Origin of the sequence: Brevundimonas vitisensis (assembly GCF_016656965.1) — a bacterium.
In the GTDB taxonomy this organism is placed as follows: Bacteria; Pseudomonadota; Alphaproteobacteria; order Caulobacterales; family Caulobacteraceae; genus Brevundimonas; species Brevundimonas vitisensis.
In genome coordinates this window covers 1185055-1208538 of sequence record NZ_CP067977.1, presented here as the reverse complement: position 1 = coordinate 1208538, position 23484 = coordinate 1185055, and the positions used below count along the sequence as shown (strand labels likewise).

Here is a 23484-nt window from a genome sequence, read left to right as displayed (position 1 = left end):
AGGGTGCGATGCGCAAGGATAACAAGCGTTCGGCGGGACGAGGCCTGGCCTTGGCTCTGCTGGCCGGGTTGGTCCTGGGGACGGGGGCCTGCGCTACTCCAGTGCCGGGGGAGCAGCCGGCCGAGGGGCGCCAGATCGTCCTGGATCTGGACGGGCCGGTTACGCCCCGTATCAGGATGGCGGAATACTCCATCGGTGCCGACTATCCCGGGACCACCTCACGCGAGGACACCCTGGCGCAGTTGGCGACGGTCCAGAACGAACTGGGCTTCCGCTACATCCGCCTGCACGACATCTTCCACGACGACCTGGGCGTCTATCGCGAGGTGGACGGCCAGTCGATCTATGACTTCAGCCGCATCGATGCGATGTACGACCGGTTCCTGAGCCTAGGGATCAAGCCGTTCATCGAGCTGGGTTTCACCCCCGATGCGATGAAGACCTCGGATCAGACGATCTTCTACTGGCAGGGCAATACCTCCCATCCCCAGCCCGAGAAGTGGGACGGTCTGATTGACGCCTTTGTGCGCCACCTGATCGCCCGCTATGGCGCGCAGGAGGTGCGGACCTGGTATTTTGAGTTCTGGAACGAGCCGAACCTGGACGGCTTCTGGGAGCGCGCGGACCAGGCGGCCTATTTCGCCTACTATGCCCGCACGGCGCGGGTCATCAAGGCGATCGATCCGGCGCTTCGGGTCGGGGGACCGGCGACGGCTGGGGCAGCGTGGATCCCCGAGTTTCTCGACTATGCGCGCCGCAACGACGTGCCGGTCGACTTCATCACCACCCACACCTATGGCGTCGAGGGCGGCTTCCTGGATGAGAAGGGGGAGGGCGACAACAAGCTGTCGCCCAGCCCCGATTCCGTCGTCGGCGATGTGCGCCGTGTGCACGCGCAGGTCAGGGCATCGCACCTGCCCGGCCTGCCCATCTTCTTCACCGAATGGAGCAGCAGCTACAACCCGCGCGATCCGGTCCATGACAGTCACATCAATGCGGCCTTCGTCCTGACCAAGCTGCGTCAGAGCGAGGGCTATGTGCAGGGCATGAGCTACTGGACCTTCAGCGACCTGTTCGAAGAGCCGGGCCCGCAGACACGGCCTTTCGACGGCGGGTTCGGACTGATGACGCCGGACGGGATCCGCAAGCCGACCTGGTTTGCCTATCGCTATCTCAACGGCTTGGGAGACAATGAACTGGCGACGGGCGACGCCCAATCCATCGCCACCCTGGACGAGGGACGGCTGCGGGTCCTGGTCTGGCATTACGAGACCCCGGACCAGCCGGTCAGCAATCGGCCCTTCTTCCGGGCGGTGCAGCCGTCGCGGCCGATGGAGCCGCTGGTCCTCAGCCTGTCGGGTCTGCCGCCGGGGCGTCACGCGGTCAGTGTCCGGCGCACGGGCTTCCGTCACAACGATGCCTACACCGCCTATCTGGAGATGGGCCGTCCCGAGGACCTGACGCCCGACCAGCTGACCACGCTGCAGGGCCTGACGCGGGACGAACCGGTGATGGTCGAGGTGGTCGCGGATCGCGACGGGCGCGCCCGGCTGGTTCTGCCGATGAGCACCTATGATGTCGTGCTGATCGAAATGTCCCTGGCGGGGTCGTGAAGAATTTCGGCAGAGCGCGCCTGTCCCGCACGCGATTGACTCATCGACCTGACACCGCCATAAGCCCGGCCTTCTCGCATTCGGTTTCGACCGAAGGCGCGAAGACCATTACGGACGATGCGTGGACCGCCGTTGAGATCGTCCCTCCATTCGGGGAGGGGCCGGGCCGCATCCAGATGACGAGATACGAATGTCCAAGCGCCACAGCGCCAAATACAAGATCGACCGCGCCATGGGTGAAAACCTGTGGGGCCGTTCCAAGTCCCCGGTCAACAAGCGTCAGTACGGCCCCGGCCAGCACGGCCAGCGCCGCAAGTCCAAGGTTTCCGACTTCGGCCTGCAGCTGAAGGCCAAGCAGAAGCTGAAGGGCTACTACGGCAACATCACCGAGAAGCAATTCGCCCGCACCTATGACGAGGCCGCCCGCAAGAAGGGCAACACCGCCGAGGCCCTGATCGGTCTGCTGGAGCAGCGTCTGGACGCCGTCGTCTATCGCGGCAAGTTCGTCCCGACCGTCTGGGCCGCCCGCCAGTTCGTCAACCACGGCCATGTGACCGTCAACGGCAAGAAGGTGAACATCGCCTCCTACCGCGTGAAGGTCGGTGACGTCGTCGAGATCAAGGAAAAGAGCCGCTCGATGGCCCTGGTCCTGGAAGCCCAGCAGTCCGGCGAACGCGACGTTCCCGACTATCTGGAGCTGGGTGACCGCGGCTTCTCGGTCCGCTTCGTCCGCGTGCCGGAACTGGCCGATGTGCCGTTCCCGGTGAAGATGGAGCCGAACCTGGTCGTCGAATACTACTCGTCCTAAGTCGGACACCGCGCCTCGCGCGCACCAACAAGAAAGGCCCCGGAGCGATCCGGGGCCTTTTTCGTTTCAGACGGTCCAGCCGTCCTGTTCGCGCAGCCGGTTGTGAATGGCGGTGGCGGCCAGGGCCGCTTCGGCGGTGGCCACCGCAATCTGGTTGAGGCCCAGGACGACGTCTCCGGCAGCATAGAGGCCCGGAATCCGCGTCGCCTGATGGGCGTCGGTCTTCATCAGGTCGTCATCGGTCGTCTCGGCGCGAAGAGCCTCGGCCAATTCGGCATTGGGCGTGGTTCCGAGGGCGGAATAGATCATGTCGAAGGCATGGACCTGTCCGCCCCAGCACAGGGCGCGGACGTAGTCGTCCTGCAACTCCACATCGTCGATCGATCCCTCAACCAGGGTGACGCCCAGCCGGTCCAGCGCTGCGCGTTCGGTCAGGGCTTCGGCCGGGCCGATGTGGATCAGGGTGACCTGATCGGTATAGGTCCGCATGAAGGCGGCCTCGCGCACGCCCAGGTCGTCCTTGCCGATGATGGCCACGCGCTTGTCGATCGCCTCATAGGCGTCGCAGATCGGACAGATGCGGACGAGGGATCGCTTCACGGCATCCTGAACGCCGGGCAGGTCCGGGTGGTGATCGACCACCCCTGTGGCCAGCAGCACCGCGCGAATCCGGATGTCGCGGCCGTTCAGCCTGGCCACAAAGCCGTCGCCGTCGCGCGCCAGCGCTTCCACCCGGCCAGGCTCGATGACCGCATCATATTCCACCGCCTGATCGCGCATCCGGGCCAGGATGGCATCGCCGGTGATCCCCCTGGGAAAGCCCGGCATATTGTGGCTGACCGGAATCCAGCAGGCCCGCGGGGCGCCGCCGTCCGCCACCAGGACACGCCGCCGGAACCGCCCCAGATAGGTGGCGGCCGTCAGCCCGGCCGGACCGGCTCCGACAACCAGGACTTCGGGCTCATGGGTCATTGGCTGCGCCATGTGATGGGCCACAGGTCGGCGGGCAGACTCCAGCATTCTTCCATCCGTGTCTCGGACGTCAGGGCGAAGTCGCGGCCGGTCCAGGTCCAGGTGTTGGTGAAACCGCAGTCGCCGACGCCCCGCCCCTTGGCAAAGGCGGTCAGGATGCGGGTGGCGGGATCGTATTCGGCGTTGATGGGCGTCTCAGCCGGTTCGGCGGTGGTGGGCAGGGTGATGGCGCGGGGCGACTGCCCGCCCGGCCCGCTGATGACATAGCGATAGCCGACATTGTAGGCGCCGGAGAAACAGGGCACGCCCCACAGCTCGGTCGTGGCGTTCAGGCGCGCGGACTGGACCGCCCTCTGGAACTCGGGGCTGAAATCGGTGTCTGCGCGGCAGGTCTGGATTTCCGGCAAGGCCTCGACGGTGGCGGGCAGGACGGCATTTCCCTCGCCGTATCCCGCCTGATCGACGGCGGATGCCGCCCGGACACGGGGCAGCGGCGGCGGAGCCGGCACGCGCGATGCCGGGCCATCGCCACGCCGCAACAGGGCGGTGGTCGTATCCAGCCGTCCTTGCCGCTCGTCGATCCACAGCAGGGCGGCTGAGACGCCCGAAAGGGACAGGGTCTGGCTTTGCGAGCGGGTGGCCAGGCTGGCGCTCGTCCCGGTCGCCATGGCGGCCAGTGCGACCCGGGAATCGCGGGGCAGGGCGGCCCGCCCCGGTCCCGACAGGGCATAGCGGGTGCCGTCGACCGTCATCATCAGACCCGGTGTCGCCGTGCCCCCGTCTGACAGCAGGCCGCCGCTCAGATCGGGCCGTGCGTCCGGCCCTGCGGCCATGGCGATCCTGATCCAGCCCTCACCATTGCCCGCCGCGGACAGGGCAACGCAGTCGTTGCCATTGTCGCAGGTGACGATCCAGTCCCGGAAGCGTCGAGTCTCGGAGCGCGCCGCCGCCGGGGTCGCCGCGGGCTCGGCACCGCCGGGCTCGACGTTGGGGGTGGCGGCCGGCGCATCAGCGGGCGTTTCGCCCTGTCCAGACGGGTCGCTGCAGCCAGCTGTGAACAGGACCAGGGCCACGGTCACGGTGGAAACCCGTCGGGTAGACATCAGCCGGCCTCTCGAACCTCAGCGCTTGGTGAGGGCGGACGGCTTGTGCGCCGCCTCGGCCCCGGTCTTGCTGCTCTTGACCAGATACTCCGGGTTATCGGGCGAGGCCGCAACCTCGTGACCCTTGATATGGGTCGGCTTCGTCAGCTTGCGCACCACCTTGCCGGTGGAACGGCCCTGGCTGTGGGCCCAACTGACCGTATCGCCGGGTTTGAGGGATTTGTTCGTCATCGCGATCCTTCCTGCCTGCCTTCCCAATCAGCGAGCACGCGCCGCATCAGTTCCGGGTCGATCAGGACAGGGGCCTCGCAGAAGGTCCGGATCCAGCGATCCACCAGGTCTTTCGTTTCGTCATCCATGCAATCCCCGAATGTTGCGACCTGACCGAATGCAGGACGAAGCGGCGGGTTCAGCTTGACCGGACATGGTATTTTCGAGGCAGGGTTAATGCGCCGAAGGTCGCCCTTTGCGCCGCAAGCCTGGCCCGGCTATACCGCCGCCAACCCCATTGTCCCCCTCCCAGCACGAGAGCACTCATGGCCAAGATCAAGGTCGCCAATCCCATTGTGGACATCGACGGCGACGAAATGACCCGCATCATCTGGCAGATGATCAAGGACAAGCTGGTCTTTCCGTTCCTGGACCTTGAGCTCGACTATTACGACCTGTCGATGGAGAACCGCGACGCCACCGACGACCAGGTGACGATCGATGCGGCCCACGCCATCCAGAAGCACGGCGTCGGCGTGAAATGCGCCACCATCACGCCGGACGAGGCCCGCGTGGCCGAGTTCGGGCTGAAGAAGATGTGGAAGTCGCCGAACGGCACCATCCGCAACATCCTGGGCGGCGTGGTCTTCCGCGAGCCGATCATCTGCTCCAACGTGCCGCGCCTGGTGCCGGGCTGGACCCAGCCGATCGTGGTCGGCCGCCATGCCTTCGGCGACCAGTACAAGGCCACCGACTTCCTGATGCCGGGAGCCGGAACCCTGTCGATCAAATTCGTCGGTGAAGATGGCCAGGTGATCGAGCACGAGGTGTTCAAGTCGCCGTCGGCCGGTGTGGCCATGGGCATGTACAACCTCGACGATTCGATCACCGAGTTCGCGCGCGCCAGCTTCGCCTTCGGCCTTGGCCGTGGATTCCCGGTCTATCTGTCGACCAAGAACACCATCCTCAAAGCCTATGACGGTCGCTTCAAGGACATCTTCCAGAAGGTGTTCGACGAGGAATATGCCGACAAGTTCAAGGCGGCGGGCCTGACCTATGAGCACCGTCTGATCGACGACATGGTGGCCGCTGCCATCAAGTGGTCGGGCGGCTTCGTCTGGGCGTGCAAAAACTATGACGGCGACGTGCAGTCGGACGTGGTGGCTCAGGGCTTCGGCTCGCTGGGCCTGATGACCTCGGTTCTGATGACGCCGGACGGCAAGGTGCTGGAATCCGAGGCCGCCCACGGCACCGTGACCCGCCACTATCGCCAGCACCAGAAGGGCGAGGCGACCTCGACCAACTCGATCGCCTCGATCTATGCCTGGACGCGCGGCTTCTCGCACCGGGCCAAGCTGGACGGCAACGAGGAGCTGGCCAAGTTTGCCACCACCCTGGAAGAGGTCGTGGTCCAGACCGTCGAGGCCGGTTTCATGACCAAGGACCTGGCGCTGCTGGTCGGCGATCAGCAGGGCTGGCTGACGACCGAAGGCTTCCTGGACAAGGTCGCCGAGAACCTGACCAAGGCCATGCCGGAAATCGCCGCCTGAATCAGGCGATACCGTAGCGCCTAACAAAGCCCGCCGGATCGCCTCCGGCGGGCTTTCTCTTGAGCCGCGCGCCATGGCGTGCATTGCTGCGGCCTCTTCCGTCGCCGCCCAGAGGAACACCGTCATGAGTTCGTCCGACACCGCCGGCCAGCCCGTATGGGCCCGCAAACGCAAGGGTCAGGGCGCGGGCGGGGCGTTTGCCAATCTTCTGGGCCTGGCGGTACTGGTGGCGGTCATCGCCTTTTTCGCCGCCCCGGCCGTGGGCTTTTTCGGTATCCGCTCGGCGGCAGAGGCGAATGATGCGGCCGGGCTGTCGCGGCTGATCGACTTCAATGCCGTGCGCCAGTCGCTGCGGCCCCAGCTGAACGGTCGCCCCGAAGCCATGGCCCCGGCGCCGTCGTTCCTGGAAGATCCGATCGGCGCGGTACGGCGTCAGTTCGAACAGGCTCCGATCGGCGGACCGGACGTGGACGCCTATCTGACGCCCGCGGCCCTGGCGGCCCTGACGCGCGGGGAAGGCCGGTATGCGGCCCAGCGATCGGCGACGGCCCAGCCGGCCGAGACGGGTGGACCGATGCCCCGGCCGGTCTTCTGGGGCATCAATCGGGCCCGGATGTCGGTCAGCGACGAGGGCGGTTCGCAGACGATCTTCACCTTTGAGCGCAAGGGACCGTTCGAGTGGAAACTGGTCCATATCGGCCTGCCCGAAGGCACCGCACCGGCGCCTATGGTGGGGCAGAGCGGCCGCAAGGGCGGCTGAACCGAGACTGAGGCCGACGGATCGCGGGGCAACCGTGACCGTACCGGCGCGTTGAACGGGCTGGAGGACCCATGAACCGCAAGATACTGACCGGCATCGTCATCGCTGCCGTCGCCGCATTCGTGATCGCCTATTTCGCCTCGCCGCTGCTGGCGGTGAAGGCCCTGACCAAGGCGGCGAAGACGGGGGACGAGGCCGAGCTGACCCGGCTGGTCGATTTCCCGGCTCTGCGGGCCAGCGCCAAGGACGAACTGCGCGCCCGGATGATCGCCGAGATGCGGGTCGACGGGGCCATGGCCGATGCGGCCCTGTCCGGCCTGGGCATGGTGCTGGCCCCCGCGATCGCGTCCGGCCTGATCGATGTGCTGGTTACGCCCGAGGCCGTGGGCAGCATGGTCCGCAGTGCCCGCACGCCCAATCCCGCCGATCGCGTCCGCGAGACCGAGCCGACGGCACCGACGGCCGAGTCGGACGGCGAGGGCGATATCCGCCAGTCCTTCGCCTATCGCGACCTGAACACCTTTGCCCTGACCCTGACGGACCCGGAGCGTCCCGATCAGCCCCTGGTCCTGATCCTGGATCGTCGCGGCCTGTTCGACTGGAAGCTGTCGGGCATCGATCTGACGCCTGACAACTGACGCGGCCTATTGGGCGGCGATCCAGGCTTCCATGCGCTGGTCCAGCAGGGCCAGGGGCAGGGGGCCGTCGGTCAGAAGCGCGTCGTGGAAATCCCGCACGTTGAACCGGTCGCCCAGCGCCGCCTCGGCCCGTGTGCGGATGTCGCGCAGCCGGATCTCGCCGATCTTGTAGGCCAGGGCCTGGCCCGGCCAGCCGATGTAACGCTGCAGCTCCGTCTCGATATTGTGCGGCGACAGGGCAGAGTTCTCGGTGAAGCAGACGCGGGCCTCCTCGATGGTCCATCCCATCCAGTGCATACCGGTGTCGGCCACCAGGCGGCAGGCGCGCCACATCTCATAGGACAGCCGTCCGAACCGCTCGTAGGGCGTGCGATAAAACCCCATCTCCTCGCCCAGGAACTCGGCATACAGGCCCCAGCCCTCGGTGAAGGCGGTGACGTCCACCTGACGCCGGAAATAGGGTCCCTCGGCGGCCTCCTGTTGCAGGGCGATCTGCAGGTGGTGGCCGGGCACCGCCTCATGCAGAGTCAGGGCGGGCAGCTCGTATAGGGGCCGCTGATCCAACTGGCCGGTATTGACGATATAGCCGCCGGGCACGCCCTCACTCAGCGAGCCGCCATTGTAGCGCCCGGTGGTATAGTTGGCCTCGATCTCGAGCGGGACGGGGCGGACGTTGTAGGGCAGTCGCGGCAGGGTGCGGAACAGGGCCGGCAGGCCGCCGTCCGCGCGCTTGGCCATTTCCGAGGCCTTTTCCAGCAGGTCCTCGCGCGAGGTGGCATAGAACTGTGGATCGGTGCGCAGGAAGGCCAGGAAGCCGGCGAAATCGCCGGTCCAGCCCGAGGCCCGCATCTCGACCTCCATCCGGGCACGGATACGGGCAACCTCGTCCAGGCCGATCTGATGAATCTGGTCCGGCGTCAGATCGGTGGTCGTATAGCTGCGCGCCTGGAAGGCGTAGTATTCGCGTCCGCCGGGTCGCAGGCCGATGCCAACGCGGGCGTCCGCGGCGGGCAGGTATTCGTCCCGGACGAAGGCCAGCCAAGTCTGGCGAAGCGGCACGATCTCATCGGCGACGATACGGGCCGCCCGGGCACGCAGCTCGGCCTGTTCTGCCGCCGGAATGCTGGCTGGCAGGTTGGCGAGGGGCTTCAGCAGCGGATCGTTTTCAGGCGTGAAGGCCGCCTCATTGCCCATGATGACCAGGGCGCTTTCGACCACGGACCGGGGCTGGGTAAAGCCGGTGGCCAGCCCGCGCTGGGCATTGTCCAGACCGTCGCGATAAAGTCGGGGCAGGGCGGCCAGTCGCGCCAGCCAGGCCTCGGCATCGTCGCGGTTGCTGATGCGGGTGCTGCTGGCCAGATAGCTGGCCAACTGGCCAATGCCCCCTTCGGAATCAAAGGCCAGGCGACTGCTGTCAAAGGCGATGGCCTGAATGGAGCGCTCCAGCACCCAGATCAGAAAGTCCCGGTTCAGCCGGTCCTGGGCGGACAGGCCATCGGCCGGTATGGCGCGGGCGCGGGCCAGGAAGGCCTCCAGCGGCCCCTGGCGGGCCAACTCTGCCGCACGCGACACATCGGGCAGGCGCCGCTTTGCCTCGGCATCGCCCTCGAATCCCGCGCTGATCGGGTCGTTGGCCTTCAGGAAGGCCTCGTAATCGTTCAGCAGACTGGCCAGGGCCGGGTCAGGGGCCGGCGTCACCACCTGGGTCGCGCCCGGGACAGGCCCAGAGAAGGCCGTGGTGGCGAGCAGCAGGGCGGCAAGCCCGGCGGTGGCGATACGATTCATGAGGCGACCCCTGTGAGAGAGCCATTCGGGCGCAATCGGGGCAGGCCGTCAATGGCGGTGGGACCTAAGCAACCCCTCCACCACTTCGTGGTCCCCCTCCCCATTGAAGATGGGGAGGAGACGTGCCCATCCTGTCTCCTCCCTGTCGCGGAGCGATGGGGAGGTGGCGCGGCGCGGCTTCGCGCCGTGACGGAGGGGACTCTTGGGCCCGCCTACCCCGCCACGGCCGCGCGGATGGCGGCCAGGCCGGCTTCGGCCTGGGTGCCGTCGGGGGCACCGCCCTGGGCGAAGTCGGGTTTGCCGCCCGCCCCCTGGCCGCCCATGGCGATGACGGCGGCGCGGGCCAGTTCGGCGGCGTTGATCGAGCCGGTCAGGTCGCTGGTCACGGCCACGGTGACGGCAGCCTTGCCCTCGGTAACCCCGATCAGGGCGACGACGCCCGAGCCGAGCTGTTTGCGGAAGTCCTCGGCCACGCCGCGCAGACCCTTGCCGTCCACGCCGTCCAGGACGCGCGCCATCAGGGCGATGCCGTTGACCTGTTCCGGCGCGGCAGAGGCGGAACCGCCGCCGCCGAGGGCCAGCTGCTTCTTCAGCTCGGCGACCTGCTTCTCCAGCGTCTTGCGCTCTGCGGACAGGGCCTCGACGCGGGCGGGGACGTCCAGGGGCTGGACCTTGAAGGTCTGGGCCAGCGCCTTGGCCACCCCGGCCTGCGACAGCAGATACTGGCGGGCAGCCTCGCCGGTCAGGGCCTCGATCCGGCGAATGCCGGCGGCAACGCCCGTCTCGGACACGATCTTGAACAGGGCGATGTCGCCGGTGCGGGCGACATGGGTGCCGCCGCACAGCTCGACCGAATAGGGCTTGTCCTCGGTCAGGCTGCGACCCAGCGTCAGGACGCGAACCTCCTCGCCGTATTTCTCGCCGAACAGAGCCACGGCGCCGGCTTCGATCGCCGCCTGAGGGGCCATCAGCTTGGTCTCGGCCGGCAGGTTCTGGCGGATGACGGCGTTCACCTCATCCTCCATCCGGGCCAGTTCGTCCTCGGTGACCGGCGCATTGTGGCTGAAGTCGAAGCGCATGCGCGCGGCATCGACCATCTGACCCTTCTGCGTCACGTGCGGGCCCAGCACATTCTTCAGCGCCGCATGCAGCAGGTGGGCCGCCGAATGGTTGGCGCGGGTGGTCAGGCGGGCGTCGGCCCCGGCGCGCAACTGGGCGCGGGTGCCGATGGCCAGGGTACCGGAGGTCACCTCGATCGTATGGGCATAGAGGTCGCCCGTGGGCTTCTGCACGTCCAGCACGCGGGCCGAGCCACCCTGCCACTCGATCTCGCCGCGATCGCCAGCCTGGCCACCGCCCTCGCCATAGAAGGGGGTCTGGTCGAACAGGACCTCGGCGGTTTCGCCTGCCTGGACCGTGTCGGCGGCGGTGCCGTCCTTGAGGATGGCCAGCACCTCGCCCGAGCCGTCGACGGCGTCATAGCCGGTGAAAACGGTCGGACCCAGGCGGTCCTTCAGCGCCAGCCATTCGTTGGTCGAGGCGGCCTGGCCCGACCCCTTCCAGTTGGCCTTGCCGCGGGTCTTCTGCTCTTCCATGGCCGCGTCGAAGCCCTCGGTATCGACGGTGAAGCCACGACGGCGCGCCTCGTCCTGGGTCAGGTCCAGCGGGAAGCCATAGGTGTCATACAGGGTGAAGGCCGTGCGACCGGGGATGACGCCGCCCTCGGCCAGATCGGCCGTGGCGTCTTCCAGCAGGCCCATGCCGCGACCCAGCGTGGTGCGGAAACGGATCTCCTCCTGTTTCAGCGTGTCCTCGATGCTGGCCTGAGCGCGCTTCAGCTCCGGATAGGCCTCGCCCATCTGGTCGACCAGGGCCGGGACCAGACGGTGCATCAGGGGATCGGCGGCCCCCAGCAGGTGGGCGTGGCGCATGGCCCGGCGCATGATCCGGCGCAGCACATAGCCGCGTCCCTCGTTCGACGGCGTGACCCCGTCCGCGATCAGGAAGGACGAGGAGCGCAGGTGGTCGGCAATGACGCGGTGGCTGGGGGCCATCTCGCCGTTCGCATGGGTGGAGGTGGCCTCGGCGCTGGCCGCGATCAGGTTCTGGAACAGGTCGGTGTCGAAGACCGAATTCTTGCCCTGCAGCACCGAGGCGATGCGCTCCAGCCCCATGCCGGTGTCGACCGAGGGCTTGGGCAGGTCGCGAACGATCTGGTCGTTCTCCTTCTCGAACTGCATGAAGACGTTGTTCCAGATCTCCACATAGCGGTCGCCATCCTCGTCCGGGCTGCCGGGAGGGCCGCCGGGGACGTGGTCGCCGTAATCCCAGAAGATCTCGGTGCAGGGACCGCAGGGGCCACTGTCGCCCATGGCCCAGAAATTGTCCGAGCCGGCGATGCGGATGATCTTGTCGTCGCCGAAACCGGTGACCTTCTTCCAGATGGCGGCGGCCTCGTCGTCATCGATATAGACCGTGACCAGCAGACGTTTGGGATCCAGGCCGAAATCCTGGGTGACCAGGGTCCAGGCACGCTCGATCGCGTGGTCCTTGAAATAGTCGCCGAAGCTGAAATTGCCCAGCATTTCAAAGAAAGTCAGGTGCCGGGCCGTATAACCGACATTGTCCAGGTCATTGTGCTTGCCGCCCGCGCGGACGCATTTCTGGCTGCTGGTGGCGCGCAGGGTCGGCGGCTTGGCCGCGCCGGTGAAATAGTCCTTGAACGGCACCATGCCCGCATTGACGAACAGCAGCGTCGGATCGTTCTGCGGCACCAGGGGGGCCGAGTGGATCTTCTGGTGACCATCGGCCGCGAAGAAGTCGAGATAGGTCGAGCGGATCTGGTTCAGGCTGGACATGGCGGCTGTGGTCTTCGGCTTCGGTTCGGGCGATCGGAACAGGGAAGGGCGTCATATAGGGGTTTGCCGCCGGGCGCATCACTGCGTTGCGGTGCCGTTTCTCCTCCCTATCGCCGTTTGGCGATGGGGAGGGGGACCGCGGAGCGGTGGAGGGGATCTTGGCCGCGCACCATGCTTGGTTTTAAGAAACCCCTCCGTCACGGCGCAAGCGCCGCGCCACCTCCCCATTGCCAAGCGGCAATAGGGAGGAGACGTGTGCCATCAGTCCTCGATGGCGTCGTCGTCGTCGGAGAGGAGGGCGTCGAGGGCTTCGATGATGGCGTCGATCTGTTCGGGGCTGGCGGCCACGGTCAGGGTGCTGCCGCCGCTGCCGCCGATTTCCAGCAGATAGCCGTCGTCGGTCTCGGCCAGGTTGAACAGGGACAGGGTTTCGACGGCGTCGGTCATGGGGCTTTCCAGGGGGTGACGAACAGCCCGGCGCGGGCCTAAGGACAGGGAATGCCACAGGTCACCGTCTGGTTCGATGGGCAATGCCCGCTGTGTCGCCGCGAGATTGCGGTGATGCGGCGTCTGGACCGGCGCGGGGCGATCGCCTTTGTCGATGTGTCGGGCGTCGATGCCGCAGGCGGGGCCATATCGTGTCCGATCGACGCGGCCAGCCTGCTGGCCCGGTTCCATGCGCAGGAGGACGGGCGGATGCTGTCGGGGGCGGCGGCCTTTGCCGCCATGTGGCGGGCCATCCCCCTGCTGCGGCCGCTGGGCCTGATGGCGCGCAACCGGGTGATCCTGCGCGTTCTGGAGCGGCTGTACCTGGTCTTCCTGAAAGTGCGGCCCCGCCTGCAACGCGGGCTGACGCGGTGGGAGGCCCGGCGCCAGCGGCCATGAGAAAAGGGCCGCCCGGTTTTCACCGGACGGCCCGCTTCGTCCGGCCCGGCCCCACGGGGTCGGTGGCGGGTCGGGGACCCGGCCGGAGAAGATCTGAAATGACGACCCTTGCGGTCGGACTAGCCTTCCAGGTCCTGGCCCTCGTCGGGTTCGGGGGTGCCCAGCAGTTCCTCGGCAATCTTGTTGGTCGAGGCGCGCACGGCCTTTTCGATCGAGGCGGCGATGTCGGGATTGGTCTTCAGGAACTCGCGCACATTCTCGCGGCCCTGACCGATGCGGGTGGAGTCATAGCTGAACCAGCTGCCCGACTTCTCGATGACGCCAGCCTTGACCCCCAGGTCGATGATCTCGCCCAGTTTGGAGATGCCCTCGCCATACATGATGTCGAAGATGACCTCGCGGAACGGAGGGGCGACCTTGTTCTTGACCACCTTGACCCGGGTGGTGTTGCCCACGACCTCGTCCCGGTTCTTGATCGCGCCGGTGCGGCGGATGTCGAGACGGACCGAAGCATAGAATTTCAGTGCATTGCCGCCCGTGGTGGTCTCGGGCGATCCATACATCACGCCGATCTTGTGCCGGATCTGGTTGATGAACAGGACAATGCACTGGCTCTTGTTGATCGAGGCGGTCAGCTTGCGCAGGGCCTGGCTCATCAGACGGGCCTGAAGGCCGGGCAGGCTGTCGCCCATCTCGCCCTCGATCTCGGCGCGCGGCGTCAGGGCCGCGACGGAATCGACCACCACAATGTCCACGGCACCGGAGCGCACCAGGGTGTCGACAATCTCCAGGGCCTGTTCACCGGTGTCCGGCTGGCTGACCAGCAGGTCGTCCAGGTTGACGCCCAGCTTCTGGGCATAGGTGGGGTCCAGGGCGTGTTCGGCATCAACGAAGGCCGCGACGCCGCCCGCCTTTTGAATTTCGGCCACAGTGTGCAGGGCCAGGGTGGTCTTGCCCGAGCTTTCGGGACCGAACACCTCGATCACCCGTCCGCGAGGCAGGCCGCCGATGCCGAGCGCCATGTCCAGGCCTAGCGAGCCGGTCGAGACCGAAGGAATGGCCTCCGTCACGCCGTTCTTGCCCAGCTTCATGACCGAGCCCTTGCCGAAGGCCCGGTCGATCTGTGCGATCGCCGCCTCCAGCGCGCGCTGCTTGTCGCCGTCTTCCTTGCCGACCAATTTCAATGCCGCCTGCGATGCCACCTTGCCGCTCTCCCTTGCCATGATTCCCATCTGGTTACGGGAGAGACCCGCCATGGACCCGCTCCCTCAGTGAGACTGACTATGTGCATGGTTTGTTCTGGTTCGCAATATGTTCTCGTCTGTGAGGGGCGGTGATGACCGAGGGGTGCGTCCGTTTCTGACGTATCAGTCGGCCGGGCGCTGGAAGACGCGGACGTAGTCGACCTCCATGCGCTGGGGAAAGGCGTTGTTGTCGATGCCCTCGGCCCCGCCCCAGACGCCGCCGACCGCGATGTTCAGGATCATGTAGAAGGGGTGGTCGAAGGGCCAAGTGTCGGGATTGCCGCGCCCGTCGTTGCGGAATGAGTAGAAGCCCACGTCGTCGACGCCGAAATTGATCGCCTCGGGCGTCCACAGCACCTGATACCGGTGGAAGGCGTCGCAGGCATCGCGCACCCGCATGTCGCCGCCACGCTCGGTCCCGCGCGAGTGGTTGTAGCGGGTGGTGTGGACAGTGCCGTGGACCTGACCCGGATCGTGGCCGACGTGTTCCAGGATGTCGATCTCGCCACCCGCCGGCCAGTTGAAGTTTCCGGCCGGCAACAGCCAGGCGGCCGGCCAGGTGCCTCGCCCGCACGGCACCTTGGCCCGCACTTCGTAGAAGCCATAGGTCCATTCGCCCAGGCCCCGCGTGACCAGGCGGGCAGAGGTGTATTCCTGATTGCCCCAGTCCGGGAAGGTGGTGCGGTCCAGACGCTCTCGCCGCGCCTCGATGATCAGCACGCCGTTCTCGACGCGGGCGTTCTCGGGACGGTTGGCGGCGTAATACTGGCGCTCGTTGTTGTACCAGCCCGCCGCATTGCGGTCGGTGTCATAGGTCCATTTGGCCGGGTCGGGCAGGCCGTCGGTATTGAACTCGTCGGACCAGACCAGCCGATAACCCGACAGACCGTCGTCGACGGCCTGGGCCAGGGCAGAGGCGGGGACGGCGAGGCTGAAAGCCGACAGGGCGGCGACGGCGAGCGATCGGATCATCATGCGTGTTTCCTCTGTGCGGCGGCTGTCGTCCGATCAGACGGTGCCAGCGTCGGTCTGAAGTCGGGTCGGACGGTAAGGCAATCCCCGTTAGACAACGCTGTCAATGTCCGGGGACGGGGCGGGTCTGCGGTGAAAGGCAGCGGGCTCATGCGGCGGGCGGGGCGGTCGAACCCCGCACGATCAGGCCAAAGGGCAGGATGTGATCCTTCGCCTCGACCGGTCCGTCGCGGCTGGCGGCGATCAGCAGTTCTGCGGCGCGTGACGCCATCTCCGAGATCGGCTGGCGGATGCTGGTCAGGGCCGGGACGCTGAGCCGGATGCCGGGCGTGTCGTCGAAACTGATCACCGATAGATCGCCGGGCACCGTCTTGCCAAATCGCGGGGCGGCATGAAGGACGGCCAGGGCCATTTCGTCGTTGCTGGCCAGGATGGCGGTCGGGGGAGTGTCCCGGCTCAACAGCGTCGAGGCCGCCTCCAGCCCGCTTTCAAAGGTGAAGTCGCCGGGGGCTTCCAGACTTTCGTCGCGCGCCAGCCCGCCTTGAGCCAGGGCGTCCAGATAGCCCCGCCGCCGCGCCTCACTGGCGGCAAACCGCTCACTGCCGGCGATGAAGCCGATCCGGCGATGGCCCAGATCGATCAGGTGACAGGTTGCCTCGAAGGCCGCAGCCCGGTCGTCCATGTGAACGCCGACACCCAGGCCATGTCCGGGCACGCCCATCCGCACCACCGGCACATTTCGGCGCAGCAGCATCTGCACCAGGGCCTCGTTCTGGGAATGCGGCGGGGTCAGGATCAGCCCGTCGGGCTGCAGCGCCGACAGGATGGCGACGACGCGCCGGTCCAGATCCTGCGAGGCCGCGTCCACCAGTTCGAACAGCATGCGATAGCCGTGGCTCTCGCACATCAGCATAGCCCCGTGCAGCATCTGGTCGATCCAGTCGTTGCCGCGCCCGCTCTGCCAGTTGTTGATGGTGTTTCGCCGGTCGTTCAGGGCGACCAGCATATAGGACCGCGATCCGCCCATGCGCCGTGCCGCCATACTGGGGACATAGCCCAGCTTCTCGACAGCCCGTTCGACCCGGTCGCGCAGGTCCCGGGTGACGTTCGGTTCGCCATTGACGACGCGGGAAACCGTCTTGACCGCGACGCCTGCCTCTTCGGCGACGTGCCGGATTGTGACCTTTGTCATGCCTGCCCTTGTCGGCGATTCTCGTTGTTCGGAAAGTCAGGCGGCCATGGGGCCTGCGATCCGCTGTGATCGGGCACAGTTTCATCCGGTCTTGACAACGTTGTCAAACGGTGGCGGATGTAAGGCAAGCGGCGATCACAAGCAGCCGCATAGGGAAGGAACATCAGGATGAGAAAGCTGAGAACCGCACTGCTGTGCGGCGTCGCCATGGCGCTGGCCACGCCCGTTCTGGCCCAGAACGCCAATGCGACCAGCCAGGACCCGGCCAATGAGCCCGAGGCCACCGACGTCGATGTGGTCATCGTCACCGCCGAACGCCGCGAGCAGGATCTGCAGGATTATGCCGGCACGGCCGTGGTGCTCAGCGGACTGGATCTCAGCGCGGTAGGCGTTCAGGACCTGACCGACCTGGAAGGGCGCGTGCCTGGTCTGTCGGTCGCCAACAACGGCGGCAATATCGAGGTCTGGATCCGCGGCGTCGGCTCCTCCAACAACACCGAGCTGGGCGATCCGGCGGCGGCGACCCATTTCGACGGCGTCTATCTGCCGCGTCCGGCGGGCATCGGTTCGGCCTTCTTCGACATTCAGCGCGTCGAGGTGAACATCGGCCCGCAAGGCACACTGCGCGGCCGCAACGCCACGGCAGGCACGGTGAACATCGTCCCGTGGCGTCCGGGCCTGGGCATCGTCGACAGCTCGGTCGAGGCCGAGGTCGGCAACTATGACCAGCGGATGATCCAGGGGATGGTCAACTTCCCCATCGGCGACAAGGCCGCGATCCGCATCGCCGGCTATCACCTGGAGCACGACGCCTATTACGAGGACGTGGGTCCGGCGGGCGTCGGCGGTGCCGAAGCCGAAGACAACAATGCCGCGCGCGTGCAACTGCTGTATCAGCCGACCGAGCGGCTCAGCGTCCTGCTGGCGGCCGACTGGATCAACGAGACCGGCACCGGCTACACCGGCACCAACTATGCCAACCCGCTGGGCGAGGGCATCAATCCCGACGACATCCGAGACCCGCGCCGGGTGATCGGCCGCGCCTTTACCCCGGACCTGGACACCCGCCACTGGGGGGCCAAGGCGACGGTCAACTATGACGGCGACCTGTTCGATATCGAATACACGGCCAGCTATCGCGACCTGGTCTATAACTATCAGGCGGCGACGCCCCTTTCGCCGTTCTATGAAGGGGTGCTGGACAATCTGACCGGGCCGGGCGGTCTGAACGAGACGCTGGACAATTTCTCGCGCTTCCAGTCGATCACGGACAGCCAGTCGCGCACCCACGAACTGCGCTTCTACGACAACGAAGGGCCGCTGATCTGGAGCGCGGGGGCCTTCTATATGAAGGAAGACCAGTACTCCTTCCTGGGCTCGACCGGCGACCGCGGCCTGTTCTTCCAGGGCGTCGAGTTCAACATGCCCGACGTGGATACCGAATCCTGGGCGCTGTACGCCGACGCGACCTATGACTTCACCGACCGGTTCCGGATGACCGTCGGGGCCCGCTATACCGAGGACGAAAAGAGCCGCCGGGGCGTGGCGGCCCGCTATGGCTTCGCGATCGGCGGCGACGGCTTCGCCTGCTGCGGCGGGGTGCGCGTCGGTACCGAAGGCTTTGAGTTCGCCGGGCGCGACCGGACCATCATCAACCCCGACACCAATGGCGACGGCAGCATCAGCGAAGCCGAGATCGTCACCTTCTACTTCAACGGCGTGTCGCAGTTCGGGGCGCGCGACAACATCGACGACATCTTCGCCAACGGCCCCGTGCCGGGCGGTGCCGCCAATCCGCCGGCCTGTCTGGACACCGTCACCGGTGACTTCTGGAACTGTCCGCCGGACGGCCGCCTGACCTATGCCGTGCCGTTTACCGGCCAGATCTTCCAGCAGGTCGGCGACATGCAGGCCGACTTCGTCGACTGGCGTATCCGGGCCGAATACGACGTGACGCCCGACAACCTGGTCTATGGCCTGATCGCGACCGGCAACAAGTCGGGCGGGTTCAACGACAACATCGGCAATGCCGGCATCGCGCCGACCTATGATCCCGAGACGGTCACCCTGTACGAGGTCGGGTCCAAGAACGAGTTCTGGTGGGGCGGGGTGAAGACCCGGCTGAACGGCTCGATCTTCTATAACGACTACAAGGACCAGGTTCTGACGTCGCTGCTGTCGGTGGCCCAGATCGTGGACTTCCTGGGCGGACCCGGTTCGGTGCCGATCCCCAACGACACCTCGCTGGCCCTGGTCATCTCCTACTCCTACAACGCGGCCGACTCGCGCATCTATGGTGCGCAGCTGGATGGCGGTTTCGACCTGCCGTACAACATCGGACTGGACTTCAGCCTGCTGTATCTGAAGGCTGAGGTGATCGACGCCGAAGAGATTCAGGACTTCCGCTTCCAGGCCGACGTGGCCCCGACCGAGGCGGTGTTCCAGTCGATCGACGGCAAGACGCTGCCCCGTTCGCCCGAGTGGCAGTTCAACATGAGTTTCAGCCAGGCGGTCCCGACCGAGCGCTACGGGCTGTTCGACTACGTCATCTCGGCGGGCTACCGGTCGTCCCAGTACATGACCATCTTCAATGGCCAGGACTATCAGCAGCAGAACAACCCGCGCCTGCGGCTGGATGATGAAGTGGGGGGTTATTGGACCTTTGACGCGGGTGCCGGCTGGACCCCGCCGATCAACGACCGCCTGCGTTTCGAGGCCTATGTGAACAACGTCACCGATGAGGTGCACGAGGCCGCGATCATCATCACCCAGTTCGACAACACGCGCTTTTTCACCCGGCCCAGAACCTTTGGCGCACGCGTGCGTTACCAGTTCTGATCCTCACTTCCCTATAGACGACCCCCCCTTGCGCCGCCCCTCACCGGGGCGGCGTTTCTTTTTCTGCCGATGACAGGAGGCCGCCAAGGCGCCAGTGTCGGGTCGATGTCCAGCGCCCCCCCGACCGCCTCCGACGATCCAGTGCTGGCACGGGCCTCTGCGCCCTTTATTCTGAGTTACACCGGGGCCCAGATCGGGGCCTTTATCGCCTTCATCCCGCTGTTGACCCTGCTTCTGCCGCTGAAGGCCGAAGCGATCGATCCGGCGGGCAAGGCCGCGCTTCTGGGCCAGGTCGCTCTGTGGGGCTCGGTCGCCGCCGGCCTGTCGAATATCGCCGTGGGCGCGGCATCCGACCTGACGCGTCGCAGGATGGGAGGACGCTGGCCCTGGATCCTGGCGGGACTGGTGGCCAGCCTGGTCTGCTATGGCCTGATCTATCGTGCCGACAGCCCGACCGGACTGCTGGTGGCGGTGATCCTGCTTCAGCTCAGCCTGAACCTGATGATCAATCCGCTGATGGCCGTGCTGGCCGACCATATTCCCTCCAGCCAGAAGGGATTGGTGTCGGGGTTCACCGGCCTCGCCTATCCGCTGGCCACATTGTTCGGAGCCCTGATCCTGGGGGTCTGGCTGCAGACCGAGGAAAGCCGCCTGTGGGCCGTCGCTGCGGGCATGAGCCTGTTGATCACGCCCTTTATCGTCATGGCCGGACGCCGGCGGCGCGTCGCCGTCACCCTGCCCCCCGTCGAGCGGGTGTGGTCCATGGTGGCCTTGCGGGACCGCGACTTCCTGGTTGCCTTTCTGTCGCGGTTCTCGGTGCAGACGGCCGTGGCGATGAATGTGCTGTATCTACTGTTCTTTCTGCAGCAGGAGACCGCCATTGCCACCGTCTGGCCGGACCAGAGGCCCGAGGCGGTGCTGGGCTGGCTGATCACGGCATCGACAGGCACCTCGATCATCACGGGGCTGATCGGCGGCTATCTGTCGGACCGGCTGGCGCGGCGGCGGATCTTCGTTCTGATCGGCGGACTGACCGTCGCGGCGGGCGCTCTGACCATGGCGCTGTTTCCGACCTGGCCCGGCCCACTGGCCGGTCAGATCCTGTTCGGCATGGGAGCCGGTCTCTACGGCATCGTCGACAATGCTCTGATCGCCGAAGTCCTGCCCAGCCGAGGCAATGCCGGGCGCGATCTGGGCGTCATGAACATCGCCATCACTTCGGCCCAGGTGGTGGCGCCGTTGGTCGGGCTGGCCACCCTGGCGCTGGCGGGCGGCGACCTGCGACTGGTCTTCGGAGCGGCTGCCCTGTTCGCTGTCTATGGCGCGGTCAGCATCCGGGCCGTGCGGCGGGTGCCCTGACCCTTGGCCGCCGACAGGATCGGACCGCCGTTCGGCCCCTGGACCAGGATCGCCGTGTGCAGGCCGTCGGCACCGGGCGGCAGGCGATAGCCGACGGTCTGACCGGTCCAGGGCCCCAGCCGCACCAACTGGCGAACCACATGGGCATGGGGAAGCGTGCGACCGCCATTCTCGCCGCGTCGAACCGGCACCTCGACGGTGCGCGGATCATAACGCACCAGCCAGACGTCGGCAGGCCGCTCGGGGCTTGAGCCACCGGCCAGACCGACCGCCTGACCCCGGGCATCGAAGCGGATCACAGGGCCGGTTCCCGGCCGATGGGCCCGCAGCAGCCGTTCGATCTCGGCCATCCGCTGGCCCACGACATGGTCGCGCCCGTCGACGACGATCTGGGGCGTCCAGACATTGGCCGTGCCCAGCCCGCGCTGATAGTCGCGCTGGCGCCGGGTATAGGCCGGATCGGCAAAGGTATCGCGCCAGCCGAGCTGATCCCAGTATGTGACCCCCCAGCTGAGGGCCAGGATGTCGGCCCGGCGGGCGAGGGCGGCCAGGTTCTCATTGGCGGGCGGGCAGGCATTGCACCCCTGGCTGGTGAACAGCTCCACCACGACCAGGTCGTCGATCAGCCGCGGCACAGGACCGGGAGCCGAGGTCATGGTGCCGCGCGCGACGAAGGCGGCCACGGCCACTCCCATGCTCACGACGGCGAAAAGCAGCAGACCCAGACGAGCGACGGACATCGTGGACTTCCCCTGAAACGATCCCAGGGATGTTCGATGCCGCCGGTCGGATCGTTACGTCGTGACGACCGCCGTCGGCTCGGGCGCGCGGTAAACGGCCACCAGCGATGCGGCACAGGCCAGGATCAGCACCGCCGCCGCCATGCCCAGGGCCGCCTGACCGCCGCGCTGGCCCACACCCTGGGGCCCCATGGGTCGGGCCAGGGTCAGGATCAACAGGCCGATCAGGGCCAGGACGCCCGGCATATCCATGCCGATGCCCAGGAAAACCGGATGGGCCATGGCCATCAGCCAGCCTCCCGCGACGATCGTGACCAGGGCGGCGGGCAGGGCGATGCGGGACCGCGTCAGGCCGGGGTCGGCCAGGGCGGTGACGGCGGCGGCCGCCGCTGCCAGCAAGCCGATCCAGATGAACAGATAGGCCGCCGTCGGGGCCAGGATCTGCACCGCCGTGCCCAGAGCGCCGACCAGGGCAATCAGGCCCAGCCATCCGCCCCAGACCGTGCGGGGCGCCGTGCCCGGCAGCAGCGACAGCAGCACCGAAACCACTCCGGCCCCCAGGATCAGTGGATTGAAGCCGCCGAACACCTGCACAGCCGCCGTGGCCACCACGGCCAGCCCGGCCAGGACCCGCCGGTCCATTCGCCCTCGACCGGCAACCATCACCAGCGCCACGGCCAGCACCGTCAGGGCAGCGCCCGCCTGCATCCAGGGCAGCCGCCGAAGCAGGGTGTAATAGGTCTCGGCCGTTTCGGCTCGCGCCGCCATCGGCCCGGCCAGCAGACGCACCGCCTGGGTCAGGACCAAACCGGTGGAAACCAGCCACAGACCGTCCAGCACGCCGCGTCCCACCTCGAGCGCCGCGACGCGGGTCTTCAGCCCCGCGACGGCAAAGCCCAGCCCCGTCAGGCCCAGTAGTATCCAGCCGACGGCCACCGGATGCTGCAGGATCGCCCGGCCGAAGACATCGGCATAGGCCCGGTTGGGTCCGGGGGTGGGCAGGACACGCGCACGGACCAGGGCATCCGCCGTCTCCAGCGCCTGGGTCCCGATATGCTGGACACTGCCCTGGTCCAGGCTGGCCGGGGTGGAGGCGGGGTCGTGATACTGGTCCGCCCGACCGATGAAGGCGAAGTTCAGACCGGCGATGCCGCGATCCTTGGGGATGGTGAAGTCGGTGCCGTTCGGCATGGATTCATAGACCAGGGCCGCCAGGGAGTTGGACGTCACGCCGCCCGGCACCTGCGGCACCACTCCGGCGAACAACGCGACGATCCCGGCACTGTCGCGGCCCGTCTCGAACATCATGGCCCGGCCGCCTCCGCCGCGCGCCTCCAGATTGATCACCGCGCCGATCCGGTCACGCAGGGGATGGCCGCCAAAGAAGACGCGCGCACCGTCCAGGCCCAGTTCCTCGGCATCGGTCAGCAGGACCACCAGGGTGCGCGGGGCAGGGCCGCGCGCGCGGATGGCCCGCACCGTCTCCAAAATGGCCGCGACCCCGGTGGTGTCATCGGCGGCACCCGGCGACCCCGGCACGGTGTCGTAATGGGCCATCAGCATGACGGCGGGCAGGGACGGGTCGGTCCCGGCCAGAACGCCGACGACATTGACCGCCTGATAGTTCGCCGTGGCCGGGTCTATGTCCCAGGCTTCCAGCCGCCGGATCGATCCGGGCGACAAGGGTCCGGCCTGGGTCGTGACGGACAGGCCCAGGTCCGTGCCCAGCCGCTGGATCAGACGCGCGCGCACGCGGCCATGCTCGGCCGAGCCCAGCGGATGGGGGGCGCGGGCCAGGTCACGCACATCGGCCATGGCCCGGGCGGACGAAAAGGCCGTGGCCGGGGCATCGGCACCGACCGGCTGCGGCGACTGGCTGGACCAGACGGCCAGGCATAGCGCTAGCGCCAACGACCCGAACAACCACAGCAGCCGCATGACGATCCCCCCCGATGCC

Annotated in this window: 20 protein-coding genes; 8 read left to right on the top strand and 12 right to left on the bottom strand. The window is 67.0% G+C overall.

Annotation, left to right across the window (positions count from 1 at the left end; translation table 11 throughout):
* Nucleotides 1-8 precede the first annotated feature (8 nt).
* Together JIP62_RS06005 and rpsD are read left to right on the top strand one after the other, a co-directional pair.
* On the top strand, nucleotides 9-1613 hold the full coding sequence (locus JIP62_RS06005) for a GH39 family glycosyl hydrolase (protein ID WP_201103989.1): 1605 nt from the start codon (nucleotides 9-11) through the stop codon (nucleotides 1611-1613).
* 190 nt (nucleotides 1614-1803) lie between these two features.
* A complete protein-coding gene (gene rpsD, locus JIP62_RS06000) occupies nucleotides 1804-2421 on the top strand; it encodes a 30S ribosomal protein S4 (RefSeq protein ID WP_201103988.1) in 618 nt (205 codons plus the stop codon).
* Between the two features lie 66 nt (nucleotides 2422-2487).
* On the opposite strand, the gene JIP62_RS05995 is transcribed toward rpsD, so the two are convergent.
* Genes JIP62_RS05995 through JIP62_RS15235 form a run of 4 tightly spaced genes read right to left on the bottom strand, consistent with a single transcriptional unit; the run spans nucleotide 2488 to nucleotide 4855 of the window.
* Entirely contained in the window at nucleotides 2488-3393 is a 906-nt protein-coding gene (locus JIP62_RS05995) for an NAD(P)/FAD-dependent oxidoreductase (RefSeq protein ID WP_230974883.1), read from the bottom strand.
* The gene (locus JIP62_RS05990; RefSeq protein ID WP_201103987.1) at nucleotides 3390-4496 is read right to left on the bottom strand and encodes a DUF1176 domain-containing protein; all 1107 of its coding nucleotides are present in this window, start codon (nucleotides 4494-4496) and stop codon (nucleotides 3390-3392) included. Before JIP62_RS05990 ends, JIP62_RS05995 begins: the two co-directional genes overlap by 4 nt.
* Before the next feature lie 18 nt (nucleotides 4497-4514).
* Nucleotides 4515-4727 (bottom strand): hypervirulence associated TUDOR domain-containing protein, encoded by a 213-nt coding sequence (locus JIP62_RS05985; RefSeq protein WP_201103986.1) that lies wholly within the window; start codon nucleotides 4725-4727, stop codon nucleotides 4515-4517.
* On the bottom strand, nucleotides 4724-4855 hold the full coding sequence (locus JIP62_RS15235; RefSeq protein WP_269145471.1) for a hypothetical protein: 132 nt from the start codon (nucleotides 4853-4855) through the stop codon (nucleotides 4724-4726). The genes JIP62_RS05985 and JIP62_RS15235 overlap by 4 nt, the downstream gene beginning before the upstream one ends.
* 177 nt (nucleotides 4856-5032) lie before the next feature.
* On the opposite strand from JIP62_RS15235, the gene JIP62_RS05980 reads away from it, so the two are divergent.
* The 3 genes from JIP62_RS05980 to JIP62_RS05970 all read left to right on the top strand — a co-directional run bounded on the left by JIP62_RS05980 (nucleotide 5033) and on the right by JIP62_RS05970 (nucleotide 7654).
* Nucleotides 5033-6256, top strand: a complete 1224-nt coding sequence (locus tag JIP62_RS05980; RefSeq protein WP_201103985.1) for an NADP-dependent isocitrate dehydrogenase — start codon at nucleotides 5033-5035, stop codon at nucleotides 6254-6256.
* A 124-nt stretch (nucleotides 6257-6380) separates the two neighbouring features.
* A complete protein-coding gene (locus tag JIP62_RS05975; protein ID WP_201103984.1) occupies nucleotides 6381-7016 on the top strand; it encodes a DUF2939 domain-containing protein in 636 nt (211 codons plus the stop codon).
* A 71-nt stretch (nucleotides 7017-7087) separates the two neighbouring features.
* Nucleotides 7088-7654, top strand: a complete 567-nt coding sequence (locus JIP62_RS05970; RefSeq protein ID WP_201103983.1) for a DUF2939 domain-containing protein — start codon at nucleotides 7088-7090, stop codon at nucleotides 7652-7654.
* Between the two features lie 6 nt (nucleotides 7655-7660).
* On the opposite strand, the gene JIP62_RS05965 is transcribed toward JIP62_RS05970, so the two are convergent.
* From JIP62_RS05965 to JIP62_RS05955, 3 genes are all read right to left on the bottom strand, one after another.
* Nucleotides 7661-9439: a DUF885 domain-containing protein gene (locus JIP62_RS05965; protein WP_201103982.1), complete on the bottom strand. Its 1779-nt coding sequence runs from the start codon at nucleotides 9437-9439 to the stop codon at nucleotides 7661-7663.
* Between the two features lie 212 nt (nucleotides 9440-9651).
* Nucleotides 9652-12297: an alanine--tRNA ligase gene (alaS, locus tag JIP62_RS05960; RefSeq protein WP_201103981.1), complete on the bottom strand. Its 2646-nt coding sequence runs from the start codon at nucleotides 12295-12297 to the stop codon at nucleotides 9652-9654.
* A gap of 261 nt (nucleotides 12298-12558) precedes the next feature.
* Nucleotides 12559-12744, bottom strand: a complete 186-nt coding sequence (locus JIP62_RS05955) for a hypothetical protein (protein WP_201103980.1) — start codon at nucleotides 12742-12744, stop codon at nucleotides 12559-12561.
* A gap of 51 nt (nucleotides 12745-12795) precedes the next feature.
* Here JIP62_RS05955 and JIP62_RS05950 point away from each other — a divergent pair, with 51 nt between their 5' ends.
* The gene (locus tag JIP62_RS05950) at nucleotides 12796-13182 is read left to right on the top strand and encodes a thiol-disulfide oxidoreductase DCC family protein (RefSeq protein WP_201103979.1); all 387 of its coding nucleotides are present in this window, start codon (nucleotides 12796-12798) and stop codon (nucleotides 13180-13182) included.
* Between the two features lie 119 nt (nucleotides 13183-13301).
* Here the strand turns inward: JIP62_RS05950 and recA are convergent, their stop codons facing one another.
* The 3 genes from recA to JIP62_RS05935 all read right to left on the bottom strand — a co-directional run bounded on the left by recA (nucleotide 13302) and on the right by JIP62_RS05935 (nucleotide 16590).
* Nucleotides 13302-14384, bottom strand: coding sequence for a recombinase RecA (gene recA / locus JIP62_RS05945; RefSeq protein ID WP_201104604.1), 1083 nt, complete (start codon nucleotides 14382-14384; stop codon nucleotides 13302-13304).
* Nucleotides 14385-14549: 165 nt separating this feature from the next.
* Complete coding sequence (locus JIP62_RS05940) at nucleotides 14550-15401, bottom strand: glycoside hydrolase family 16 protein (RefSeq protein ID WP_230974882.1); 852 nt, start codon at nucleotides 15399-15401, stop codon at nucleotides 14550-14552.
* 145 nt (nucleotides 15402-15546) lie between these two features.
* Nucleotides 15547-16590, bottom strand: a complete 1044-nt coding sequence (locus tag JIP62_RS05935) for a LacI family DNA-binding transcriptional regulator (RefSeq protein WP_201103978.1) — start codon at nucleotides 16588-16590, stop codon at nucleotides 15547-15549.
* Between the two features lie 168 nt (nucleotides 16591-16758).
* Between JIP62_RS05935 and JIP62_RS05930 the strand changes: the two genes are divergently transcribed.
* The gene (locus JIP62_RS05930; RefSeq protein ID WP_201103977.1) at nucleotides 16759-19428 is read left to right on the top strand and encodes a TonB-dependent receptor; all 2670 of its coding nucleotides are present in this window, start codon (nucleotides 16759-16761) and stop codon (nucleotides 19426-19428) included.
* A gap of 105 nt (nucleotides 19429-19533) precedes the next feature.
* Entirely contained in the window at nucleotides 19534-20787 is a 1254-nt protein-coding gene (locus JIP62_RS05925) for an MFS transporter (protein WP_201103976.1), read from the top strand.
* Here JIP62_RS05925 and JIP62_RS05920 read toward each other — a convergent pair.
* Nucleotides 20745-21527 (bottom strand): DUF1223 domain-containing protein, encoded by a 783-nt coding sequence (locus JIP62_RS05920; RefSeq protein WP_201103975.1) that lies wholly within the window; start codon nucleotides 21525-21527, stop codon nucleotides 20745-20747. The genes JIP62_RS05925 and JIP62_RS05920 overlap by 43 nt on opposite strands.
* A 54-nt stretch (nucleotides 21528-21581) precedes the next feature.
* Nucleotides 21582-23465: a M20/M25/M40 family metallo-hydrolase gene (locus JIP62_RS05915; RefSeq protein ID WP_201103974.1), complete on the bottom strand. Its 1884-nt coding sequence runs from the start codon at nucleotides 23463-23465 to the stop codon at nucleotides 21582-21584.
* Nucleotides 23466-23484 lie beyond the last annotated feature (19 nt).

Excerpts from the sequence above, each read along its gene's own strand:
- JIP62_RS06005 (WP_201103989.1), top strand. The coding sequence starts at position 9 with ATGCGCAAGGATAACAAGCGTTCGGCGGGACGAGGCCTGGCCTTGGCT.
- rpsD (WP_201103988.1), top strand. The coding sequence starts at position 1,804 with ATGTCCAAGCGCCACAGCGCCAAATACAAGATCGACCGCGCCATGGGT.
- JIP62_RS05995 (WP_230974883.1), bottom strand. The coding sequence starts at position 3,393 with ATGACCCATGAGCCCGAAGTCCTGGTTGTCGGAGCCGGTCCGGCCGGG.
- JIP62_RS05990 (WP_201103987.1), bottom strand. The coding sequence starts at position 4,496 with ATGTCTACCCGACGGGTTTCCACCGTGACCGTGGCCCTGGTCCTGTTC.
- JIP62_RS05985 (WP_201103986.1), bottom strand. The coding sequence starts at position 4,727 with ATGACGAACAAATCCCTCAAACCCGGCGATACGGTCAGTTGGGCCCAC.
- JIP62_RS15235 (WP_269145471.1), bottom strand. The coding sequence starts at position 4,855 with ATGGATGACGAAACGAAAGACCTGGTGGATCGCTGGATCCGGACCTTC.
- JIP62_RS05980 (WP_201103985.1), top strand. The coding sequence starts at position 5,033 with ATGGCCAAGATCAAGGTCGCCAATCCCATTGTGGACATCGACGGCGAC.
- JIP62_RS05975 (WP_201103984.1), top strand. The coding sequence starts at position 6,381 with ATGAGTTCGTCCGACACCGCCGGCCAGCCCGTATGGGCCCGCAAACGC.
- JIP62_RS05970 (WP_201103983.1), top strand. The coding sequence starts at position 7,088 with ATGAACCGCAAGATACTGACCGGCATCGTCATCGCTGCCGTCGCCGCA.
- JIP62_RS05965 (WP_201103982.1), bottom strand. The coding sequence starts at position 9,439 with ATGAATCGTATCGCCACCGCCGGGCTTGCCGCCCTGCTGCTCGCCACC.
- alaS (WP_201103981.1), bottom strand. The coding sequence starts at position 12,297 with ATGTCCAGCCTGAACCAGATCCGCTCGACCTATCTCGACTTCTTCGCG.
- JIP62_RS05955 (WP_201103980.1), bottom strand. The coding sequence starts at position 12,744 with ATGACCGACGCCGTCGAAACCCTGTCCCTGTTCAACCTGGCCGAGACC.
- JIP62_RS05950 (WP_201103979.1), top strand. The coding sequence starts at position 12,796 with ATGCCACAGGTCACCGTCTGGTTCGATGGGCAATGCCCGCTGTGTCGC.
- JIP62_RS05940 (WP_230974882.1), bottom strand. The coding sequence starts at position 15,401 with ATGATGATCCGATCGCTCGCCGTCGCCGCCCTGTCGGCTTTCAGCCTC.
- JIP62_RS05935 (WP_201103978.1), bottom strand. The coding sequence starts at position 16,590 with ATGACAAAGGTCACAATCCGGCACGTCGCCGAAGAGGCAGGCGTCGCG.
- JIP62_RS05930 (WP_201103977.1), top strand. The coding sequence starts at position 16,759 with ATGAGAAAGCTGAGAACCGCACTGCTGTGCGGCGTCGCCATGGCGCTG.
- JIP62_RS05925 (WP_201103976.1), top strand. The coding sequence starts at position 19,534 with ATGTCCAGCGCCCCCCCGACCGCCTCCGACGATCCAGTGCTGGCACGG.
- JIP62_RS05920 (WP_201103975.1), bottom strand. The coding sequence starts at position 21,527 with ATGTCCGTCGCTCGTCTGGGTCTGCTGCTTTTCGCCGTCGTGAGCATG.
- JIP62_RS05915 (WP_201103974.1), bottom strand. The coding sequence starts at position 23,465 with ATGCGGCTGCTGTGGTTGTTCGGGTCGTTGGCGCTAGCGCTATGCCTG.